The sequence below is a fragment of the Legionella qingyii genome (assembly GCF_003184185.1).
In genome coordinates, this window is sequence record NZ_QHJG01000004.1 from 1 (window position 1) to 21,589 (window position 21,589).

A 21,589-nucleotide genomic window follows, 5' to 3' on the forward strand; every position below is an offset into this window, starting at 1 on the left:
ATGAGGGAGTTTAGATAGACTAAATGACCGAATTAAAAACATTTTTTAACGAAGAGATTGGGATTTTTCGAAGTCCTGATCCTAATAAAAATTATTGAGTTTTATCATGAAGATAAATAAAAACCAACACATCAACGTATGAGATCCCTCTATAAATGGATACAAAAGAATAATTCTCGTGGATTATGTCGCATCGATTGCATATGAAGGGGATTCGTCATTGGTAATCCGAAAACTATCATAATCTCGAATGAAGTTTGCTATATGATATGCTAATGAAAAATTAGTATGCTCTCCGAAAATATCATGATAAACACCTCTAGGCGTTTCATCTAATTCAGCGGTACAAGTTTTTAGCAGAATATCTGCATATTTTTTATTTATTTCTCCCCATTTGTCCAATATGGCTTTGCCATTAGCAAGATGAATTTCATCTTTAAAAATACTTAATTTATTGAAATGGTATAAATTACCCATGAGATAAAGGGCAAAAACCCGCGTTTCCATATATTGCATAGGAATAGCATTCAATACCGAGGGAATAAGAAGTTTAAGCATCAGGAATTTGCTATTATCCAAATTGCGAATTACAAACAGTAAATTCCAGCTAGTGTACAAATGCATCCATTCTTTATACACATAAAATTGACTGACTCTTTTAGGAAGTCGATTAATGATTAAGTTAGGTAACAAGCTGTATTCGCCCTCCTCTGTTATTGAGCTTTCCTCAGGCAAAACTAAATTTTTAAAAGAATAACCGTGAGAGGGTCTAAGGCATTCTAACAAACGAATAAGCGTAGCCCCTGCAAAAGCATTGTCAGCCGGTTGACCATCCTCCTCATACTTTTCTTCCCAAGTTGCTTCCAAGATATTTAAACTCACATTTTTGACTGAATCATCATGCATTTCACCTAATGGAGGAGGACAAATCTTGGCATTCCACAGCGCTAATCCATGCTGCTTAATAAACACTTTTGATTTTTTAACAATTTCTTCCTGACTAAGTTCCTCATCTCCTAATGCACGAATAAATGCACCTTCAGTAATCACGGGGTCAACAGAAACTAATTTTAGGCTTTTAAAAAGAGAAAAGTTATTTCTATTCGAACAAAAAAAGAAATTATTGATGGGATTTCCAGGATAATAAGTGTTTCTTTGTTTTGTAGTAAAACTATAGATATCTTCATTCAATGTGAAACTGTTTACCATAGTCACTGCGAATGCCTCGAATAAACATAATAAATTCAGCTGGATTTGCAGCTGTTCTGACATTTCATTTAACTCTAGATCTGCAATTAATTCTTCGTGCTCTATAAAAGCCAGTAACTCGCATATTGGTGGATTGTTTAGCAAACCTTCTTTTACAGACTCAATGAGTCGCTCCAAATCAATAGGTTCTTCTGTGAGTTTAGCCAAGAAGTTTTTGAACCCTTGATCACGAATTTCAAGTGAATTTAAACTAAAATCATGGAGAGTATTTTTGATAATGGCTGGATTGGATTGTTTCTTAAGATATTTCGTTACACGCTCTAAAAATTGTTTTGCTAAAGTCCTTTGCATAAAAAATCCATGTATTTGAAAATAACAAAGTATATGTCTTTAGCAAAAATTTTTAAATAAAAGGGACTCTTTAACTATTTTCTCCTTCCTGTGGAGGAACCACAATAGCAAAAGGTTCGCTAGAGCTGCCGTCTATGACTTTATTTAATAATGTAACTCTTACTAAAACGTTCATTGTTTTACTTTCTGCAGAACATTTTGTTTCATTCGGCTCACGCTTACAGTTTGCAACCTGGTGCACTGTATCTATAGGACTGGTATCGATATCAATCACTTTTTGATGTTCCACATCAATAAGGGCTATCTGCAGGTGACTAAGCTTCCATTCGCTCCCTTCTGCAGTATATCCCACGCGCCGTTCATGAACCAGGGTAACTTTTTGCCCTCTTTTCAATGTAGTTTGGTATTCCCACACTGGCTGTTCTACGGTCAACTCGCTTTCCACAATATTATTTCTTTGTTGAAATGCTTTTTCCATATTGAGGTAACCCCAACCATACGTTCGATTCCATGCTGAGCCCATAATTTTAGTATGTCCCGAATTCATTGAACCCGCATCGGTCCAAGTATCCGCACTGTTAATAAGTAACGCCTTGATGGCCATAGGATTCTGAATCCCTGCATCTTGCAATAACAATGCTGCCGCACCTACATGAGGGGCAGCTGAGCTTGTTCCCCCCATGAGACGATAACCATCTTTATAGTTCATCGCATTAGAATAGACAAAACCATAAATTTTAGGGTCAGGAGCACACGTCATCGTATCATGGCCAGGGGCAGTTAAATCAGGTTTACGTCTACCAAAAGGTGTAGGACCTCGGCTACTGGTATTCTTTATATGATGTTTGGCTCTATCTACAGTTTTTACCGTAGATTCATTTTCAGTGACCAGCGTATTCATATTGGCAATAGTAAGCGCATTATAATTATCACCAGGGACTGTTAATGTGGAGGCAAAGGTAAATTGATGCGCTGGCTCTATGTATCCAGCATTCCCTGCTGATTTTACCCAAAGGATTTTTTGAGTATTTACTACATAATCCATCACTTTTGCTAGCCCACTCCATTCAGGACAAGCAGGACAATTTAAATCGAGCCGACCATTTCCCATACTGTAATTAATAATGGTAGGTTTCAGTTCAGCACGATTCAACATCCAATCCAAAGTTTCCATCGTACGCATAATACTTGCAGGATCAGCAGTTTCCTCTCCAGCTAATCCAGATACGATGGCTGAAGCGCCATAAGCAATCCCTTTATATTTCTCATGATTACTGGCATAAATACAGGCGACGCCTGTTGCATGAGGCTCTTTTACACCATTAATCAGATTAGAATATCCAGAACCTACATCTTGGCGCACTACTAATCTTTTACCGGATAAAGCAGAATGCAAAGGATCTACTCCTGTATCGATTATGCCAATAATTCCTTTTTGACCAGTATAACCATGGGCCCACCAATTACTCACATTAGGGTAAAAGGATGAGGGTGTCAGTTTTAAAACTTGGGCCGTAACATCCAACTCTGGCATAGCTGCTGGATGTGAAGAAATTTGTGCTGCTGCATTTAAATTAGCAATGTGATAGAGCAAGGTACGATCTCTGGGAATTTGTATTGCTACTGCAGGCATAAAACCGAGGTCTTTTACATTTACATTGGGAGTTTTTTTTAACTGTTCAATAAATGGTTCTTTCTCCGAGGCATTATGTAAAAAAACCAGGAGTGATAAAGGAGCATGTGAAGAGGATCTGGAATGTTTTAAAGTTTGGAGGACATCAGCATCGATAATGGCTCTTGCCGAAAGAACAGGACTTACAGTAAGTAAAATTATCGCCAGATAAGATCTTTTGAATATACGCCACATACAGCACCCTCATTTTTGAGTTTCAATATAATGGACAAAGCTTACCTTCTCAATTGGTAAATCATTGTTATCATCTCAGTAATGAATAGAAGGATTTTAAAGCAAGGAATCGAAAGAAGAAAGCCGTCTTAAGAAAAATATAGTTTATACAATAGGATACTGCTCCTCAGTAATAGAGGAACTATCGTGAATTGGTCAGGGCGGGGCCTGGGTATTAGATACCGGTATGTTAAAATTGTTATTGGCTGATTGTGATCAAAATATGAAGATTATGGCAGCTCAACAACTGGCAGAACTTGAGAAAAATTGCACGGAACATGGGGCACATTTTGATTTTGCCCCTTTACTCACAGCGTTAAAACAATGCGCTGACAATATTGAGGTGTGGAGTGATGAGCAAACCGATAAGTATTGGATTACCACTGCAGGGGGGTGCCAAAAAGCCCTCAAAATTCATTCCTAATTTGAATACTGTTCATTCTAATGATACATTTTGTCTCTCAACTACTTAGAGATAAATAATGACAAGGACGCTTTTTTCTTCAGCACTCATACTGTTTTGTTCCATTGCTTTTGCACAAGATCAAGTGATTGAGGATTTTTTTAAAGATGTGAATCCATCAGCAATATCCACCAAGACGGAAAATAATATACAAGCGAGTCATTTTCGCCTTGTTGAAATTGACCTCAGCCAACTGTATGCGGAACTGGAAAACGTACCCCATCGAGATGAGTTAAAATCAGGAACTGCATCACAAATTGCCCTTCCTTTGCCCGATGGAACTACTAAGCTGTATCAAGTTGTCGAAAACAGTACATTACATCCGGAACTCAGTGCAAAATTCCCCACAATTAAAACCTATGATGCTTATGGGGTTACTGATCCAGGCGATTTCGTCAAACTGGATCTTACTCCGCAGGGATTCCATGCGATGATTCTCAGACCAGGAAAAAGTCCGGTTTTTATTGATCCCTTAAGAAAAAAAAATACTCAATATTATATTGTTTATAATAAAAAGGACTTTATAACCTCCAAGCACTTGAAATGCGGCGTCCAAAGTCAAAATCAATTTGCAACCTCGCCTGTTAGTTCAAAACATTTCGCTCGTTTTAATCCTTGCCAACTCAAAAAATACCGCCTAGCCATGGCAGCAACAGCAGAATACACTCAATTTCAAGGCGGAACAGTAAACGATGCATTGGGGGCAGAGGCAACCACGATAAACAGAGTGAATGGTGTTTATGAAATTGATATGGCCATTACAATGCAAATTATTGCTAATAATAATCTTATTATCTATACAGATCCTAATAATCAGCCCTATACACACGGTGTTCCCGAAAAGATGATCAATGAGAATCAAGAGAATGTGAATCAAGTTATTGGTGCACCTAATTATGATATAGGCCATGTTGTAGATTCAGCAGGAAGCGGTTATGCCGGGCTAGCCTGTGTTTGTAATGATGAACGTAAAGCAAGAGGGGTTACTGGTCAAGCCAAGCCTGTAGGAGACCCTTTCGACATTGACTATGTAGCACACGAAATGGGACATCAATTTGGCGCAAATCACGTACAAAACAATAGCTGTCAAAGGAATGGACCCACAGCCGTAGAACCTGGAAGTGGTAGCTCCATTATGGGCTATGCTGGAATTTGCGCCCCTAATGTTCAAAAAAATTCAGATGCTTATTTTAATGGCATTAATCTTCAAGAAATGGGCACTTTTGTCTCCAGTCCCTCGCATACCTGCCCTGTTACAACAGACATTCCTGATGCTCCTGTAATTACTAGTGTTAATGCAGGAGTTACAATTCCTGCGCAAACCCCTTTTGCTTTGACTGCATCAGCGACTAAAAGTGGCGGCACTGAAGTATTAACCTATACCTGGGAACAAATGAATAATGAAGTCTCTCCCCAGCCTCCAGTCAGCACAGCAACAGGGGGACCCAATTTTAGAAGTTTCTCACCACAACCGACAGGCACACGTTTCGTCCCTAATCTCAACGCGCTCAGTAACGGAGGTCCTTTTACATGGGAAGTTTTACCTTCAGTTTCTCGTATTATGAAATTCAGAGTTTCAGTACGTCGGAATACTCCGGGAGGCTCTTGCAATGCATATACTGATACAACTGTAACAACAACCACTAATGCGGGTCCTTTTATCGTGACCTCCCCTACTAGCAAAGGCATCAACTGGATAGGTTTATCGCCACAAACAATTACTTGGGATGTTGCCAATACCAATTTTACTCCGGTTAATGCCCAAAATGTAAACATCCTTTTATCTACTGATGGCGGAAAAACATTTCCCTATACCCTTTTATCCAACATAACAAATAATGGGCACGAAGAAATCTGCGCCCCTAATTTAAACACAACTACAGCCCGTATTATGGTGCAGGCGAGCAATGGAACCTTCTTTAATATTTCAAAAAATAATTTCTCAATCATTGCAGCTCCAGCTAAAGCACCGGTATTGACAGCAGCCGAGCGTAATCCAATGAACACCAGTAAAGCATTTGTCTCATATGCTGAGTGTATTCCCATATCCAATGATGTCTATACAGTGAATGGTTTACCTGGAGCAACCGTGAAATTGGATATCAAGAATCATCGCTTCGTCATTGAAAACATCCTGACGCCAAAAAGAATCCCTAAGGTCACGATAACTGCGACGAATGAAAGCCGCATGAGTCAAACCTCAAACCCAATTACTATTCCCAGTATTTTATAGAAAAGGCTTAATATGAATAAACATTCAATATCAACAATCATCGCTTGTATCCTCTCATGTAATGCATATACAGGCGTATATTCCGGTCTTAATTTAGGTATTAATACAGTTACTGTTCACAAAGATTTGAGCTATCCTCTTGAAGAAGGTTTGCCCACTTCTTCCAGTTTTAACAACGCATATACTAATTTTCACGGACAAATTTTAGCAGGATATGAATTGCCATTGAGCACAAAATTCTCTACTGCTTTAGAAGCAGATGCGGATCTGTTTATTGGAAAATCACGGTATAAAATTAACGAATGGTTCTTTAATGAAGACGTTGATGCAGAAGAGAAATTAGAATATGGATTCTCCCTCTTTTTACTGCCCGCATACCAATATAATGAGTCAGCTCGTTTTTTTGTAGGACCAGGAATTTCAGGCAGCCGTTTTGCAGTTAACATGGACAATACGGCTGGGAATGTTGGAGTCAGCGCGAATTTCAAGAAATGGTTAATCGGCGGTGGTTTAAAAGCAGGAGCAATCACCAAACTCAATCATAACCTGGATCTACTCTTAACGTATCAGTTCACTCAGTACAACAGTACGGAACGAACTCAAATTGAACCGTTATCTGATGAAACATTACGAGGACGTTACAGGCCGAATGTAAATACTGTATTAATCGGTCTTAGAGTCAATATGCCAGAATCAGTTATTGTAACTAAATGATGTATCTTAATAGTGAGTGCAGGTCGTATATATTGGACCTACCCCAACCGGCACTCACTACCACAAATTTTATGATCACTGATCTCAAAACTATAGTACCTGCTTTATAATTATTAATGCCATCTTGATAAACGTAATCTATTTGACTTAATTTTCAAAAATAGAGGACTTATGAAAAAACCCAATCTCTTCGTTAAAAAATTTTTTTAATTCGGTCATTTAGTCTATCTAAACTCCCTCATTAAAAACATTTTTTACCTAAGCCTTGGGGTTTTTCGTAAGTCCTGAAATAGTGCTTCACCAACAAGACAGACTCGACTTAAATCGAGCCTGTTTGCCGATTAATAAATTGCTTCATTTTGAAGGTTTGCTTACTGAAAAAGAAGAGTCTTCCTGTTCCTCTTGGGGGTTGGTAAGTTTTCCAGTGTTTGAGTTAAATTTAAATATATAACGATGTTGGGGGCCTCTTGATTTTGTACGTTGATGATATTGGGTTACATTTCCTGTTTTAACATCCAGACGAAACATATTTTGATCTGTGGAAACTGTGTTATCTTCTTTATTTTTTTCCTCAATATCATCCTGATTCGTCTTTATATCAAGGTCAATTTTAAACATATATTTTTTCATCTGCTTATTTTGTTCAGACCCAAAGAAATTTTTTCTCTTTTTCAAAGAGGGTTTACTACCGTCTTCTGGTATTTGCAAGGATTTATTTTTGTTTAAAGGTTCCGCTGGCACCGCATCTTGTGACTTTTTACTATAAAAAGCTTGCTCCAATTCACTAAGATCTTCGTTATTTAATTCTAATTCAAGAAGGTGATTATCCATTTCTTGTGGCTTTTTGCCATAAAAAGCATCTTTCAGTTGCTTAATGTCAGCATCATTTAATTCTAATTTCAGAAAATGATTGTAGGGATTAGGCATGCAAACTCCTATTTAAGAATAAATAGTCGCGCATACTATCAACCGGACTTATTTGATGTCAATGTGATTTAAAAATGCCATAAAAAGCGGCTGAAGCTTTAGCCCCTAGTAAAGAGAGAATGCGAACAAAAAATACACTTCCTTCTAATGTCTGTTGACATTTCATTTTATTTCTTTTGCTCAAAGACAATCTTCGACAAATTGAAAATAGCGTTCTATAAAAATTAAATTGACACAGCGAAGGCCAATTTGCTATGTTAACCCAATAATAGATAAAATTTTACCAAACTGCTATCAATATGAATCACCGCGATACGAACAAAAGCAATAAGTACCCTGCAGTGTTCACTGCAAAGGTATCGCCATGCCATGATTCATTACCAACAACAATCTCTTCAGTAGACATTATTATTATTTTGCCCTCTTTACCCTAGAGCGGTTGGCTATTTCTTATTCCCGAACCTCTCTAGGGAGGAACTTTCGGGTAATTGGAATTATTGCTTTATTAATACTGGAGGGTATCGTGACTCAAACTAACTATTTAAATTTAAAAAACAATTACTTGCCCTTTATCATGTGGTTTTTTCCACTTTCATTTTTTGCACTTCAATTTATTTTGCGTCTTTGGCCAGGATTGATGATGCACCAAATAATGAACCAATTTTCAATAGATGCAGCCAGTTTTGGTCTCTTAGCTGCTTTTTATTATTATGGGTATGCCGGAATGCAAATTCCCATGGCGATATTGCTCGAAAAATTTGGTGCCAAAAGAGTGGTTTTTATCTTTACTCTACTTTGTGGATTAGGTGCCTTACTCTTTACCTCAACCAATAATTTTTATCTAGCCTTATTGAGTAGATTTTTAATCGGAGCCAGTTCTGCTGTTGGTTTTTTAGGAGTATCCAAAGTTATTTCTGAATGGTTCAATAGCAATCAATACTCTCAAATGGTTGGATTTTCTTTTAGTGTTGGGTTATTAGGAGCAGTCTATGGAGGTAAGCCAGTAACGCAATTGATCGCAACTTACGGTGGTCAACATGTAGGACAGGTACTTGCACTCTGTTCTATCACCATAGGACTTTTGGCATATTTAGTCCTACGTACTCCAAAGAATATTGAAACCACAAAATCGAATGAAATAAATCTATCTTATTTATCTGTTTTATTCACCTCAAGAATATTATGGACTCTGGCCCTGGCAAATTTACTCATGGTTGGCGCACTAGAAGGTTTTGCGGATGTTTGGGGGGTATCCTATTTAACTACTGCCTATGGTTTTGCAAAATCTGATGCCGCCCTGCTCGTATCATTTATCTTTGTTGGTATGTTATTTGGTGGACCAATACTTGCATTTTTGAGCAAAAAATTAGGGAATTATACAGTAATAGGCATTTGCGGAATTGGGTTGACCTTAGCATTTCTCGTGCTTCTCTCAGATCGCGTGAGTAATTGGTGGATGCTTAGTATTCTATTCTTCGCAATTGGGCTCATGTGCTGCTATCAAGTCATTGTCTTTGCGGCAGGATCCAGACTGGTTTCCCCAAAACATTTAGGAATAACCATAGCTTTTTTAAATTGTATCAATATGTTTGGTGGCTCATTTTTTCATACTTTAATTGGCAACTTAATGGATTATTACTGGGAGGGAAGTTTCACTGCAGATGGTATGAGGCAATACAGTATTCAATCCTATCATCATGCATTAGTAGTTATACCTTTGGGAGCTCTTTTGGGAACAGTATTGGTTTATTGGGTTCACAAAAATGCCAAGAATCAAGTACCTACGGCATCTGTTGAACAGACTACAACTTCTTAAAGCTTCATTGAATTAATAAGTATCAATTTATTGATTTAAGCTGCATTATAAACTCTTCGTCGATTTTATAATGCAGGCAATTATTTTGTATTTTTTCAATATAACCTAATTCCTCCAATCTATTTAAAGCCGGGAGGATATCTGGAGACAATTCATATCGAAATCGAGGTATTGAAGAATTCAATATTGCTTCCTTATCGACTACAAAAAACTCTTTTATATGCTTGCAACCAGGATTAGTAACATCATTTTTAATGACACTCATAAAATGAGGATAATCATTAAAAAGCCTATCGAAATCTAATATTTTCTTCTTCTTTATATTTTCCGAATTTTTTCTATTATTCACGAATTTTTGTACTTGCCATCCACCTAGGGCTGTAGTCAAACAACCGCTTAAAAAGCCAAATATAAATGAAGTATCCATGTTGTTTTAAATTAAGATGTTGATAATGCGTAGCATGATCATTGCACGATTAAAAGTTGGCTAATTATATATCAAAGTATCAATAAAAGTAACGATACTTTATTTTAAGATCTTGAGTCTTTTTAGGTAAGATACCTGCTTGCTTTTTCAACTAGGCATTACTAAACTACGGCTGGCTTGTTCTGTTTGAAACTCATCTGCATTTTATATGGCCACAATACCAAACTATTTGCTTCACATAACTCATCAAAAGAGGATAATATGCTTAAAAAATTCTTCATCTTTTCTATTTTGGTTTTAGCTGGCATGTTGACTGCCTGTGGTCCTATCTATAATACCGAGTACAGTTTTGTTCCGCCGAAATCAGATATAGCAAAAATGTGTACTGCCCAGTGTATTCAAGGTAAAAATGATTGCGAACAGAGTTGTCGGGTAGACAATGAAAATTGCCGCATGAGAGCCCAACAAAATGCGATGTTTGAATACAAGCAATATAAAGAGGACCAAAAAAGAATGGGGCTACCAATTAGTAAATCTGTGACTGATTTTGATCGAAGCAGCAGTTGTAGCAACTCCTGTCATTGTGAGTCGACCTATAGGTCCTGTTATTCAGCCTGCGGCGGCGAGGTCAGAGAGCATAAAGTATGCGTCGCTTTTTGTGACAAACAGCCATAATAAGATAAAAATTTTTTACCTTTTTGACATATAATCAAAGCAAACCAGCAATTTATTGTATCAAATTGCTGGTTTTTCTTTTTTTACTTTTATCAGCCTACTAATAGTCAAATTATCAGAACTTACGAACCCCCCCAAGATCGAGGCAAAAAATGTTTTTAATGAGGGAGTTTAGATATACTAAATGACCGAATTAAAAACATTTTTTAACGAAGAGATTGGGTTTTCGTAAGTCCTGATTATTTTACAATTCAAGAAACCTTTGCCACACTTTAGTTGATCCATTGTAAAGAGTGGAAATAATAATGAAGAAAATTATCCTTTATTTTTTAGCCTTCATTGGGACTCTGGCTATATTATTTTTTATCTCCCAATGGTTTGGTAGAGCTGGAACGACAATGTATAGGGGAAGTCCTTTGCCAATGCAAGCGGCAGTTGGAAAACCTGATTACGCCGTTAGCTCTGTAGCAATGCGTATTACAAGCCAGTCTTCTGGAAATCAACCCTCAGAAAATGTGAAGCGGGGTATGATTATTCGTAATGCGAATATTTCCTTGCAAGTTAATAACATTAATTCAGCAATGGAAAAAATCTTTCAATTAGCGGAAAACTCAGGGGGTTATGTTGTAAGCTCCAACTTAACTCAAGATAATGATGAAGCCAATAATACTACTGCAAATATGAGCATAAGAGTACCTGCCCAAGGCTTAAATAATGCGCTAACTGCCTTGAAGTCACTCGCAACCCAAGTCATGCAAGAATCAATAACTGGTGAAGACATCACACAACAATTTGTCGATTTACAAAGCCAGCTCAGTAATTTACAAAAAGCAAAAGAACAGCTATCCAAAATTATGGCTAGCGCGAATAATACATCCGATGTTCTTAGTGTATTTAAGCAACTAAGCGACACCCAAGGACAAATTGATGTAATCCAGGGACAAATTAAATATTTCAAAGAGTCAGTAGCTTATTCATTGATAAATATTAACTTAAGCATGAACCCAATTATTCAAACGGAACAACAAAAACAGTGGAAAATAACTGAAACATTTATTGACTCCTATCATGCATTGATCGATCAATTACATCATTTTACCTATGGTTTGATCACATTTTTTGTGTACGTTTTACCATTACTATTATTATGGATTTGTATCTTTTTGATTATTTTTTGGATAGGGAAAAAAATTTGGAATAAATTCAAAAAGAGTTAATCTCACGAAATAGAAACTGTTTTAAGAAAATCTGTCTATATTGATTGGGCTTTTATTCTAAATACATGAAATAAAACTGACGGGAGTATTTTGTGTTACGTCATTTTAAGTCAAAACAGTTCATTACCTTCATAGTGGCAGGAGCAATTGCAGTTACGGTAAATTTCTGCAGCAGAATTTTCTATAGCTATGAGTTCAGTTTTTCACTATCAATTATCTTAGCCTATATTACAGGCATGATTGCATCGTTTATTCTGGGTAAATTATTTGTATTCAAGAACAGTCAGCAAACCTTTTTACGATCAATTCTGTTTTTTATCCTCATTAATTTAATTGGTATGCTGCAAACCTGGCTTGTTAGTTTATTTCTTGCCTATCATATCTTGCCTGCTTTGGGTATTAAATCATTCACTTTAGAAATAGCACACGCAATTGGGCTTGTTTTCCCCACTTTTACTACGTATCTGGGACATAAATTTTTTACTTTTCGAGAACACATTTAATGTGCTCAGCGAAACTTTGCAAACGATTTTAAAAATTCAGTAAGTCGTTCAAGGTCTTTAAACTCATGGCATTATAAATCTTTTAATTATAGGAAATAATCAATTTATTTCTTGGTTTTCCCGCCCCTAAGATTTTGAAGTGTGCGAAGATAATATATTCAGGACTTACGAAAAACCCCAAGGTCGAAGCAAAAAATGTTTTTAATGCGGGAGTTTAGATAGACTAAATAACCGAATTAAAAACATTTTTTAACGAAGAGATTGGAGTTTTTCGTAAGTCCTGATATTTTTAGAGAGACTGCAATAAGAAGGGATTACTGGAAGGACAGTTTCTATTTGATTTAATAATCAGGTAATCTTGATTATTCAATGAAGTAAGCAGATTGATATAAGGTTGCTGATTACTGGTACACACGTTGACATCACTCACTCCTCCCAACAAAACACGGCCACTCCAACTGGAAGCCATTATGCAATTAAAGGCTGCTGAAGATCCAACGTAAAAACAGGTTGCCACTTGAGAGTTGGACGAATCAACGGATATAGTGACATTAGACAGATCAACCGTTTTAGGAGGTGCGTTACCTCCTGTACCCAGAGCAATCGTTCCTGAAAGAGTTACAGCATGCTCATTATTGATTAATGTGACATTATTACTTGAATCATAGGTGAGCACAATATTCGTATTAGGAACTGTGACGGTATAGGTAGTTCCGGATGGGACAGAAGGAGGATTGGGGTTTGGATTTGCATTAGGAACTCCTGAACCTATAGCTGGTAAGCTAGTACTGGTGAAAGTAGAATTAAACAATTGGCCACTGAGGGCTGGATCATTTTGGCTAATATAACTTGCGGATACCAAAGATAAATTTTCATTATTAGAATTGATCCAGGTCACCAGATGATCTACTTTTTTATATTTAGAATTATTGGTAATCGTCCAGGTGCGGTAAAAGGTGGAATCGAACTCGGTAGTAATATCAGAACCCGTTGTAATCGCATTATACCCAGCAATCGTGGAATAATTACGCAACTGCTCCATTTTTTGATTAAACAATTGCGTGGACAGATAATCTTGATTGGTATTTGCTTTGGCTTTGATAAGGTGCACTTCCGTCTTGCTGCCAGCAACCATCCCAAAAATTAATAACGAGGTAACAACCATGGCTTCAACCAATCCCAAGCCGTTCTGTTTGCTAGGGGTTGAGTTGAATTGATGAGTGCTCATCGTCTCTCTCCTCAACTATAAATCCTTAAAAATCTCGCCAAGATCCTGGGACCTTGACAAAAGACCCTACTTTGTTCAATTGATTCAGGACCGTTGTGCTATAAGTAATATTGGGTGAACCAGTAGATGTTATAGAACCTTCTACTACGGCACCACCGATTATATCCAATGTTCCTCCCCCGCTATTATTCCAATCTCCTATTATATAAACCATACCATAAATCGTAGTGCTGCCATTAGCTTGCAAAGAACCATTAACTACCAAGACAACCGGATTCGTAGGAGAACCTATCGTGGCACTACCCGAGAAGCTGGCAGAACTTCCTCCTGTTTGGTTAATCCAAATCGATTGACCAACAACTCCATTTAAAAGACCACTGTAATTTGTAGTACTATTATTAGTATAGGTAATATCCGCCGATTGTTGTGCTAAAGTTTTTGTAGTAGCAAAAAAGTCACTAAAAAATTGATCCGAGCTCAAACTACTTATACTTGAATCGTTGTGTACCACATCAGTCTGAAGACCAGCACTATTGGAGCCAGAACTTGTATTTGAGGCTGTGCTTGCTGAACCGCTTAAAATCGTATCCCCCCCACTCCAAATGGTTGTCCCAGTTGTCGTATTGGTAATAGTCAGGGAACCACTCAAGTTCACATTATTTTTTACAAGAAGAGGCACTGGTGTAGGTGCAGGTACAAAGGGATAAATCTGCATAATTTGAACTATAGTGGTTGAAGAGCTGTTATTATCAGCCGTTCCCTTTGAAGTTACTGTAATGCGGTTGAAATTAGTGAAAACCGGGTTGCTATAAGTGATGGTATAGGTGGTATTATTACTAAAAGGTACATTGGTTATTTGCGCGTTGGTGTAGGTATCTATAAAACCATCATTGTTCGTATCAACAAGAATGGCTGTTTTATTGGCTTCCAGATAGGCCAATCCATACTCCAAACCGGCTTCAGCCGCCATAAAAGATTGCGATGTTCGATAAAAATTATTTTCTATTTTTTGATCAAAATCGACTGTTTTAATGGTTAATAGTGCAGTTATTGCAATTCCCAGTAGAATCATCATTGATGTAGCAAGCAAAACATAGCCGCGTTGATGTTTCATAGCAATAACCCTCCTCCTATAATTCAGGGCTGAAATTTATCGTTACGTACTCGTATTACTTGGGTAAAAGTGCGGCTCACTGAATTATCTGAAATCAAACTACCTGTTAAATTAACAGTAACATTTCGTATCGTAAGCGTGCTTATTCCATTACTTAATGTGATAACCGTAGGTGTCAGATTAAAAGATAAATTAGTCACCTGGATCTGATTGGGATCAGTTAAATTGATCCAATTGCCGTTGTTACAATCAAAAAATGAGTCTGTTGCTGCTCTTGCTTGTAAGACATTATTCGAGAGCCTAAATCCAAAGCGTTTGTCATAACCCGCGGAATTTAATGAAGGCATAGTGCCATTTGAATCTGTGTCATAGGTGAATAAGATACAGCTGCTAACAGGAACAGTAATATCATTAGCAGATGCCATAAAGGGATTAGTAATAGTCCCAGAACCTATATCATTAGCAGCGTTTGCGGAATAGCCCGCTCGTCGTATTTCGATGACCATCATATTCATTGCGGAACGTAATTGTTGATCCAATCTGTTAACTGCCATGACACTGTAAAAAGAACGCATTAAGGAAATATAAATCGCAATACTGCCTGCTAACAAGAATAAGCCAATGGCAATTCCTATTAGTATCTCGAGCAGGGTATAACCCCTGTGTTTTTTAATCGTTATTAAGGACATGTCTGATATCCTGAAACAGTATTGGAACAAACAGTAACTAGCCCCATGCTGTTGGCATTAATCGTTGCTGATTTATCTGACAGACTAACATTTATAGAACCTCCAGATGTAATTGTTCCATGAAATCCGTCAAAAATAATGTAAGGGGCAGAAGCTGAGCCTGAAAATCCAGTTATAGAAAGGGCAACAGGATTACCTGAGTAGTCACTGCTTTGTACTATGGTTTGAATGCCATTAACCAAACAACTGTTTACTACGGTGCAATCACACGGAGCGGTATCACTAAGTCCATAACACCAGGTTGTTGGCCTGAAACTAAGATAAAGAGTATTCTTTGTAGTAAGAGCCTCTGATTGTGCGATTTTAATATAATTATACAATTCCTCCGTCCCTGTCCTTACGCGCTTTTGATTCATAAAATTTGTGTAGGAAGGAAAAGCAATCCCCATAAGGATTACGAGTATCGCGATGGTGATCATTATCTCGAGAAAGCTAAAGCCCCTCAGTTTATTTGTGCCAATCCTTTGAACGGCCATAAGGAATTCCCTTTTCTTAAGCAATCTCAAAATGAGTAATGTATATTATTAGTTTAGTCTAAGATTAAAGAGAGTAATTATGGAGAATTCTTAAAATGGATAATTTCAAGAATAAAAAAGAGGGATTTTCATTGATTGAATTAGTAATCGCCCTGGCTATTATTGCTATTCTTGTTTTGATAAGTATGCCAAGTTACTTTAATTATGTTATGCATTCTAGACGAACAGAAGGGATTAACGCCCTAAACAGCATCCAACTTGAAGAAGAAAAATACCGTGGTCAAAATACGGCTTATGGTACCTTGGCAGATGTTTGGGGGGGAGTGACTACCACAGAAAATGGATATTACACCTTATCAGCCACTAATAATACAGCAACAGGTTATACCCTTACTGCAACCGCCCAAGGCTCCCAGGCAAATGATACACAGAATGGCGTTTCATGTAGCACTTTAACCTTGACTGTTAATGGACTCAATACCACCAGAGCGCCACAGGCTTGTTGGTCACAATAAAACTCTAATGAGTCAATAGACATCTTTCATTTCTGAGAGTGAATTAGGTGAAATGCAATGGAAACTCGAAATTTATCCGAAGCAGCTTTACCCATTACATGCGATTTATTTCATGTCCTATACTTATTGAATAACACCAGCCAACCTGTGTGAGATTTAAAAATGGAACGCTCATGGAAAGATCAGTTGCATCAAAAGCTAATAAAACAATTAGGTATGAAAAAGGGGAAAAAATTTGCTGAAAAATATCTTCCGGCATTATCAATGAGTTATTGTGAACAACACACCATTGAAGAGGCAATAGAAGATCTCTCGCAAATTGATAATCTGTCACTACAAAACCCATTAACGATTGTTTTTTTTGAATCACCACGTGGCGAACATCCATTACACATTAAAGTCTATCGATATGGCAGTTCTATTCCGTTATCGGATATCTTACCCATGATTGAGAATATGGGATTACGAACTTATACTGAAAGACCCTATAAAATTTCGATAGAACCCAACCAGTTTATATGGATTGGTGATTTTAATGTATCTTATTCCTCCCCCAATTTACTCACCCTGGATCAAGTAAAAAACAATTTTAACGAAGCCTTGATAAAAATAAATGTGGGGCTTTGTGAGAATGATGGGTTTAACAGATTGGTTTTAGGTGCGGGATTATCCTGGCGTGAAATAGTGATCATTCGTGCTTATGCCAAATATATGCAACAAATTGGATTTCGCTTTAGCCAACAGTATATTGAGAAAACCATTTCCAACTATGCACCCATTGTCAAAAAATTAATTGAACTCTTTTGTTTAAAATTTAGCCTGAAACAGAATGCTAAAAATAAAAATAAACGGGTTGAATTGGAGCAAGAAATTCGAGCCGATATTGATGCCATTACCATCCTGGATGAAGATCATATCATCCGTTTTTTCTGGTCTCTAATCACAGCAACACTTCGTACAAATTTTTACCAGCTAGACGCTGATGGTAACCCCAAAGACTATTTATCATTTAAACTCAATTCAGCCAAAGTACCTGATTTACCGCCCGGACAACCCATGTATGAAATTTTTGTCTATTCCACGCGATTTGAGGGCATACATTTGCGCAGCGCAAAAGTTGCTCGTGGTGGTATTCGGTGGTCCGATCGCCCCGAGGACTTTCGTACAGAAGTTCTTGGTCTTATGAAAGCTCAAAAAGTAAAAAACTCAGTGATTGTACCTTCTGGAGCCAAAGGAGGTTTTATCTTAAAAAAAGCAACTAATATGCTTGATCGAGAGCAGATAAAACATGAGGTAATTGCGTGTTATCAATCATTCATCAGAGGGTTGCTTGATCTTACAGACAATTTTGAAAATGACCATGTTGTTTCACCCCTGAATACCATTTGCTATGATGATGCCGACCCCTACCTTGTTGTCGCAGCAGATAAAGGAACTGCCACATTTTCAGATATTGCAAATGACATTGCCAAAGAATACAAATTCTGGCTTGGAGATGCCTTTGCTTCAGGTGGCTCTGCGGGCTATGACCATAAAAAAATGGGGATTACAGCGCGTGGCGCATGGGAGTCCATTAAACGGCATTTTCGTGAAATCGATATTAACATTGAGAAACAAGATTTTACGGTTGTTGGCATTGGAGACATGAGTGGGGACGTATTTGGTAATGGTCTAACCTATACCCACCATTCTCTTTTGATTGCAGCCTTTGATCATCGCCATATATTTCTTGATCCCAATCCTGACGGGTGTAAATCTTTTGAAGAGCGCCAACGCTTATTTAATTTACCCACTTCATCATGGGAAGATTTCAATCCTCGATTAATTTCCAAAGGTGGTGGTATTTACAAACGTTCAAGCAAGTCCATTACCATTACCCCCGAAGTAAAAAAAGTACTTGATATTAATGCAGATTCATTAACGCCCAATGAATTGATTCGAGAAATCTTAAAAGCCCCTGTTGATCTGTTGTTCAATGGCGGTATTGGTACTTATGTAAAAGCATCAACTGAATCGAATGCCGATGTAGGTGACAAAACAAATGAATTTTGCCGTGTTAATGGTAATGAGTTGCGCTGCAAAATTGCGGGCGAAGGCGGTAATCTTGGCTTTACTCAACTTGGAAGAGTCGAATTTGCACTTACAGGTGGTTTGATCAATACCGATTCAATTGATAATTCAGCAGGAGTAAATTGCTCAGACCATGAGGTGAATATTAAAATTCTACTCAATAAGGAAATGAATCAAGGAAAACTTACTGAGAAAAAACGCAACCAATTGCTTACCAAAATGACGGAGCAAGTAGCCCGACTCGTTTTACAAGATAATTACAATCAAGCGTTGGTTTTAAGTTTTTCTGCGATTAATGCACTCGCTTATAGCGGTTTATATCAAGCATACATTAAAGAATTGGAAGGATTGGTGCATTTAGATAGAAACGTGGAATTTCTTCCTGATGATAAACATCTTTTGGAACGTAAAGCCGCTGGCCAAGGCCTAACGCGCCCTGAATTGTCAATTCTTATGGCTTATACAAAAATTTATATTACGGGTGAATTATTAAAATCTGATTTACCCGATGACCCCTATTTTGCAACCATACTGGAAACAGGCTTCCCTTCAATGTTGATGAAATCCTATGCCAAATCAATGCAAACCCATCGTTTGCGTCGTGAAATTATTGCTACGCAACTCAGTAATCAAATTGTTAATAGCATGGGTATTACCTTTATGTACCGCTTACAAATGGAAACTGGACAATCAGTAGCAGACATTGCCCGTGCTTATATTATTGCTTCCAAGGCTTATGGGATAGATGAATTACACCAATTAATTGATTCGCTTAATTATAAAGTAACAGTACAAACTCAATATGAATTACTTCACCACGTAAGACAATTAATGAATTTGGCATCTCGATGGTTCTTGCACCATAAACGTCTTGCAGGCGGAATTAGCAATAATATTGCCCATTACAGTCAATCTATAGCCAAACTTGAAGAATCAATTCCTAATTTGATGGCAGGGGTTACGAAAGAATATCTTGATAAAACCGTTATTCAGTTTGTAGACATCGGTTTACCCAAAGAGGCTGCAAAAAAGATCGCTGCTACACGTGCTATGTACACCGTGTTAAACGTAGTGGAAGTTGCGACACAAAATAAATTTGACTTGGGAAGAACTGCCGAAGTTTATTTTAAAGTAGGCAGCAAGTTTAGTCTGGTTTGGTTCCGTGATCAAATTGGTAATGATTCTCGTGAAGGCCATTGGAATAGTCTGGCACGCTTATCTTTGCGTGATGAATTGGACAATTTGCAACGTCGCCTTACCATTGTCATTGTGATGAACAATCAAAAAGGACTTAATTCGGAGGAACTGATTACTTATTGGTTCTCAAAAAACCCTTTTATTCAACAGCGATGGGAAAAATTGCTGGAAATGTTACTCGGCAGTTCAAGCATTGATTACACGATTTTCTTTGTTGCACTACGCGAATTATCAACCCTAATTGCAGTAGAGTAATATAAAATCGTTACAGAAATCATCGCTTGAATATGCGAAGCATCACTGCATTGAGTTAAGAAAAACTGTAATTCCACTGTAAAAATTAGATTCTCGCCTTCGCGGGAATGGTCTAAATCCTTAATTTAATGGCAGTAGCGTATAGTTAAGTCCAGGAATCTTTTGCAAGAAAGCCCAATCCACACTGCTCCCCCCTTTTTCGCATGGAAGGTGATTCCCATTGTATTTTTGTATCCGTTGATGATACTTTGTTTGTGAATTAATTTAATGTTAATGCTTTCAGGAGGTCTTTATGGATGAAGAATATAGAAAACAAGCTAAGTTAAAAATTACAAATGCCAAATATCTGGATCGTGAAGTTATTACAAAAAAAACTGTAATTGATAAATACCTACAAGGGATTAATTTATTTTTACTCATTGTTAATAAAACATTAAACGATTTTCATGAACTTTCCGATGCTTATCATGATCTGGCTATCGTTTATTTTAATAGCTCCGAATATGAAAAATCAGCTCAATGTTATCTGGATGCTATTAAACAACTTCTGCAAACTCCTCTCAATGATAAAAGTTATAGAAAATTAACCGAGTTGTATATTGATTTAGCCGATGCGTGTTATGAATCGTTAAATCAACCCGCAGGGGATGAGGCAATGGCTAATGCCATAAAAGCATTCGGCTGTATTAAAGAAAAAACCTTTGAGGAACAAAATATCGGTGACCCAGTTGTTAATTTCAAGCAATTTCATAGTCATTATGAAAAGAAACTCTCAACTGCTTCATATATTGCTTCATCCAGATTTGCTAATCATGAACATCTACTGGGTGAAGGACAATTTGCAAAACAAGAACAAGCCCTTTTCGAACAGTTTGAAACAATATCAATTCATGAAGTTCAACAAATTGATCACAGTATAGAAAGCATGTTAAGCCAACTCTCCTTATCAGCTGATAAACACCCATTTAGCCCAGTTTTAATCAATGAAACACCTGGTGATGGTGCTTATCGTAATATGGCAATGCAGCTTTTAGCACTCGCTAAATCCCAGGTTCAAAATCAACGTGTAAGAGATACCATTGCAACATATAAACAAGCCATTAAAACATTACAAATGATCAAAGCCCCCCAACAAAGTGATCATCAAATAATTCAACATTTGGAAGAACAAATACACTATTTATCGAAGAAACCCATTACCACAAAAACACAATTCCCTGCAACTTCCCCCTCTATACCTCAAGAGAATCAAAGTTCTATTTTGGTAAGCCAGTCTGGGGCAAGTTTTTTTTATCAATCGTTACCTCAAGAAACAAAAGAAGAATGTTTTGAGAGTTATGATCAAGATGTTGAAATGGATAACAACAGAATGAGTATGTAAAGAGAATGCTACCTTAACGTTTTGTTATTCTGTGTGCTTATGCCTCATCAGTTGAAGGAGGTCCAATCTTTTGCAACTTATGGATATTCTAAATTTCCTACAGAACTCCCAAAACAGTGTTATGGGAGTTCCTAATTTAAAATGACTTTTTATAGATTGTTAT

At 37.2% G+C, this 21,589-nt stretch carries 18 protein-coding genes; 10 read left to right on the forward strand and 8 right to left on the reverse strand.

Going from position 1 to position 21,589, the window contains the following annotated elements:
* Window positions 1-183 precede the first annotated feature (183 nt).
* The gene (locus tag DGG96_RS03150) at window positions 184-1,560 is read right to left on the reverse strand and encodes a hypothetical protein (RefSeq protein ID WP_110141210.1); all 1,377 of its coding nucleotides are present in this window, start codon (window positions 1,558-1,560) and stop codon (window positions 184-186) included.
* A gap of 70 nt (window positions 1,561-1,630) precedes the next feature.
* Window positions 1,631-3,427: a S8 family serine peptidase gene (locus DGG96_RS03155; RefSeq protein WP_110141209.1), complete on the reverse strand. Its 1,797-nt coding sequence runs from the start codon at window positions 3,425-3,427 to the stop codon at window positions 1,631-1,633.
* 226 nt (window positions 3,428-3,653) lie between these two features.
* Here DGG96_RS03155 and DGG96_RS03160 point away from each other — a divergent pair, with 226 nt between their 5' ends.
* The 3 genes from DGG96_RS03160 to DGG96_RS03170 are packed head-to-tail and all read left to right on the forward strand — an operon-like array spanning window position 3,654 to window position 6,876.
* On the forward strand, window positions 3,654-3,890 hold the full coding sequence (locus DGG96_RS03160) for a hypothetical protein (protein WP_110141208.1): 237 nt from the start codon (window positions 3,654-3,656) through the stop codon (window positions 3,888-3,890).
* A gap of 58 nt (window positions 3,891-3,948) precedes the next feature.
* The gene (locus DGG96_RS03165; protein ID WP_110141207.1) at window positions 3,949-6,162 is read left to right on the forward strand and encodes a reprolysin-like metallopeptidase; all 2,214 of its coding nucleotides are present in this window, start codon (window positions 3,949-3,951) and stop codon (window positions 6,160-6,162) included.
* 12 nt (window positions 6,163-6,174) lie between these two features.
* Window positions 6,175-6,876, forward strand: coding sequence for an outer membrane protein (locus tag DGG96_RS03170; RefSeq protein WP_110141206.1), 702 nt, complete (start codon window positions 6,175-6,177; stop codon window positions 6,874-6,876).
* A 354-nt stretch (window positions 6,877-7,230) separates the two neighbouring features.
* On the opposite strand, the gene DGG96_RS03180 is transcribed toward DGG96_RS03170, so the two are convergent.
* Window positions 7,231-7,803, reverse strand: coding sequence for a hypothetical protein (locus DGG96_RS03180; protein WP_110141205.1), 573 nt, complete (start codon window positions 7,801-7,803; stop codon window positions 7,231-7,233).
* A 523-nt stretch (window positions 7,804-8,326) separates the two neighbouring features.
* On the opposite strand from DGG96_RS03180, the gene DGG96_RS03185 reads away from it, so the two are divergent.
* On the forward strand, window positions 8,327-9,619 hold the full coding sequence (locus DGG96_RS03185; RefSeq protein WP_407656301.1) for an MFS transporter: 1,293 nt from the start codon (window positions 8,327-8,329) through the stop codon (window positions 9,617-9,619).
* Window positions 9,620-9,641: 22 nt separating this feature from the next.
* Here the strand turns inward: DGG96_RS03185 and DGG96_RS03190 are convergent, their stop codons facing one another.
* Window positions 9,642-10,046 (reverse strand): hypothetical protein, encoded by a 405-nt coding sequence (locus DGG96_RS03190; protein ID WP_110141204.1) that lies wholly within the window; start codon window positions 10,044-10,046, stop codon window positions 9,642-9,644.
* 261 nt (window positions 10,047-10,307) lie between these two features.
* Here DGG96_RS03190 and DGG96_RS03195 point away from each other — a divergent pair, with 261 nt between their 5' ends.
* The 3 genes from DGG96_RS03195 to DGG96_RS03210 all read left to right on the forward strand — a co-directional run bounded on the left by DGG96_RS03195 (window position 10,308) and on the right by DGG96_RS03210 (window position 12,441).
* A complete protein-coding gene (locus DGG96_RS03195; protein ID WP_110141203.1) occupies window positions 10,308-10,721 on the forward strand; it encodes a hypothetical protein in 414 nt (137 codons plus the stop codon).
* 305 nt (window positions 10,722-11,026) lie between these two features.
* Window positions 11,027-11,938, forward strand: a complete 912-nt coding sequence (locus tag DGG96_RS03205; RefSeq protein ID WP_110141202.1) for a DUF4349 domain-containing protein — start codon at window positions 11,027-11,029, stop codon at window positions 11,936-11,938.
* A 92-nt stretch (window positions 11,939-12,030) separates the two neighbouring features.
* Window positions 12,031-12,441, forward strand: a complete 411-nt coding sequence (locus DGG96_RS03210) for a GtrA family protein (protein ID WP_110141201.1) — start codon at window positions 12,031-12,033, stop codon at window positions 12,439-12,441.
* Window positions 12,442-12,730: 289 nt separating this feature from the next.
* Here DGG96_RS03210 and DGG96_RS03215 read toward each other — a convergent pair whose 3' ends face one another.
* The 4 genes from DGG96_RS03215 to DGG96_RS03230 are packed head-to-tail and all read right to left on the reverse strand — an operon-like array spanning window position 12,731 to window position 16,008.
* Window positions 12,731-13,669 (reverse strand): type IV pilus modification PilV family protein, encoded by a 939-nt coding sequence (locus DGG96_RS03215; RefSeq protein ID WP_110141200.1) that lies wholly within the window; start codon window positions 13,667-13,669, stop codon window positions 12,731-12,733.
* A 25-nt stretch (window positions 13,670-13,694) separates the two neighbouring features.
* Window positions 13,695-14,783, reverse strand: a complete 1,089-nt coding sequence (locus DGG96_RS03220) for a pilus assembly PilX family protein (RefSeq protein WP_110141199.1) — start codon at window positions 14,781-14,783, stop codon at window positions 13,695-13,697.
* A gap of 23 nt (window positions 14,784-14,806) precedes the next feature.
* Window positions 14,807-15,472 (reverse strand): prepilin-type N-terminal cleavage/methylation domain-containing protein, encoded by a 666-nt coding sequence (locus DGG96_RS03225; protein ID WP_110141198.1) that lies wholly within the window; start codon window positions 15,470-15,472, stop codon window positions 14,807-14,809.
* Window positions 15,463-16,008: a GspH/FimT family pseudopilin gene (locus DGG96_RS03230; protein WP_110141346.1), complete on the reverse strand. Its 546-nt coding sequence runs from the start codon at window positions 16,006-16,008 to the stop codon at window positions 15,463-15,465. The genes DGG96_RS03225 and DGG96_RS03230 overlap by 10 nt, the downstream gene beginning before the upstream one ends.
* 95 nt (window positions 16,009-16,103) lie before the next feature.
* Between DGG96_RS03230 and DGG96_RS03235 the strand changes: the two genes are divergently transcribed.
* From DGG96_RS03235 to DGG96_RS03245, 3 genes are all read left to right on the forward strand, one after another.
* A complete protein-coding gene (locus DGG96_RS03235; protein WP_110141197.1) occupies window positions 16,104-16,523 on the forward strand; it encodes a type IV pilin protein in 420 nt (139 codons plus the stop codon).
* Between the two features lie 162 nt (window positions 16,524-16,685).
* Entirely contained in the window at window positions 16,686-20,045 is a 3,360-nt protein-coding gene (locus DGG96_RS03240; protein ID WP_110141196.1) for an NAD-glutamate dehydrogenase, read from the forward strand.
* 292 nt (window positions 20,046-20,337) lie between these two features.
* The gene (locus DGG96_RS03245; RefSeq protein ID WP_233590456.1) at window positions 20,338-21,426 is read left to right on the forward strand and encodes a hypothetical protein; all 1,089 of its coding nucleotides are present in this window, start codon (window positions 20,338-20,340) and stop codon (window positions 21,424-21,426) included.
* Window positions 21,427-21,589 lie beyond the last annotated feature (163 nt).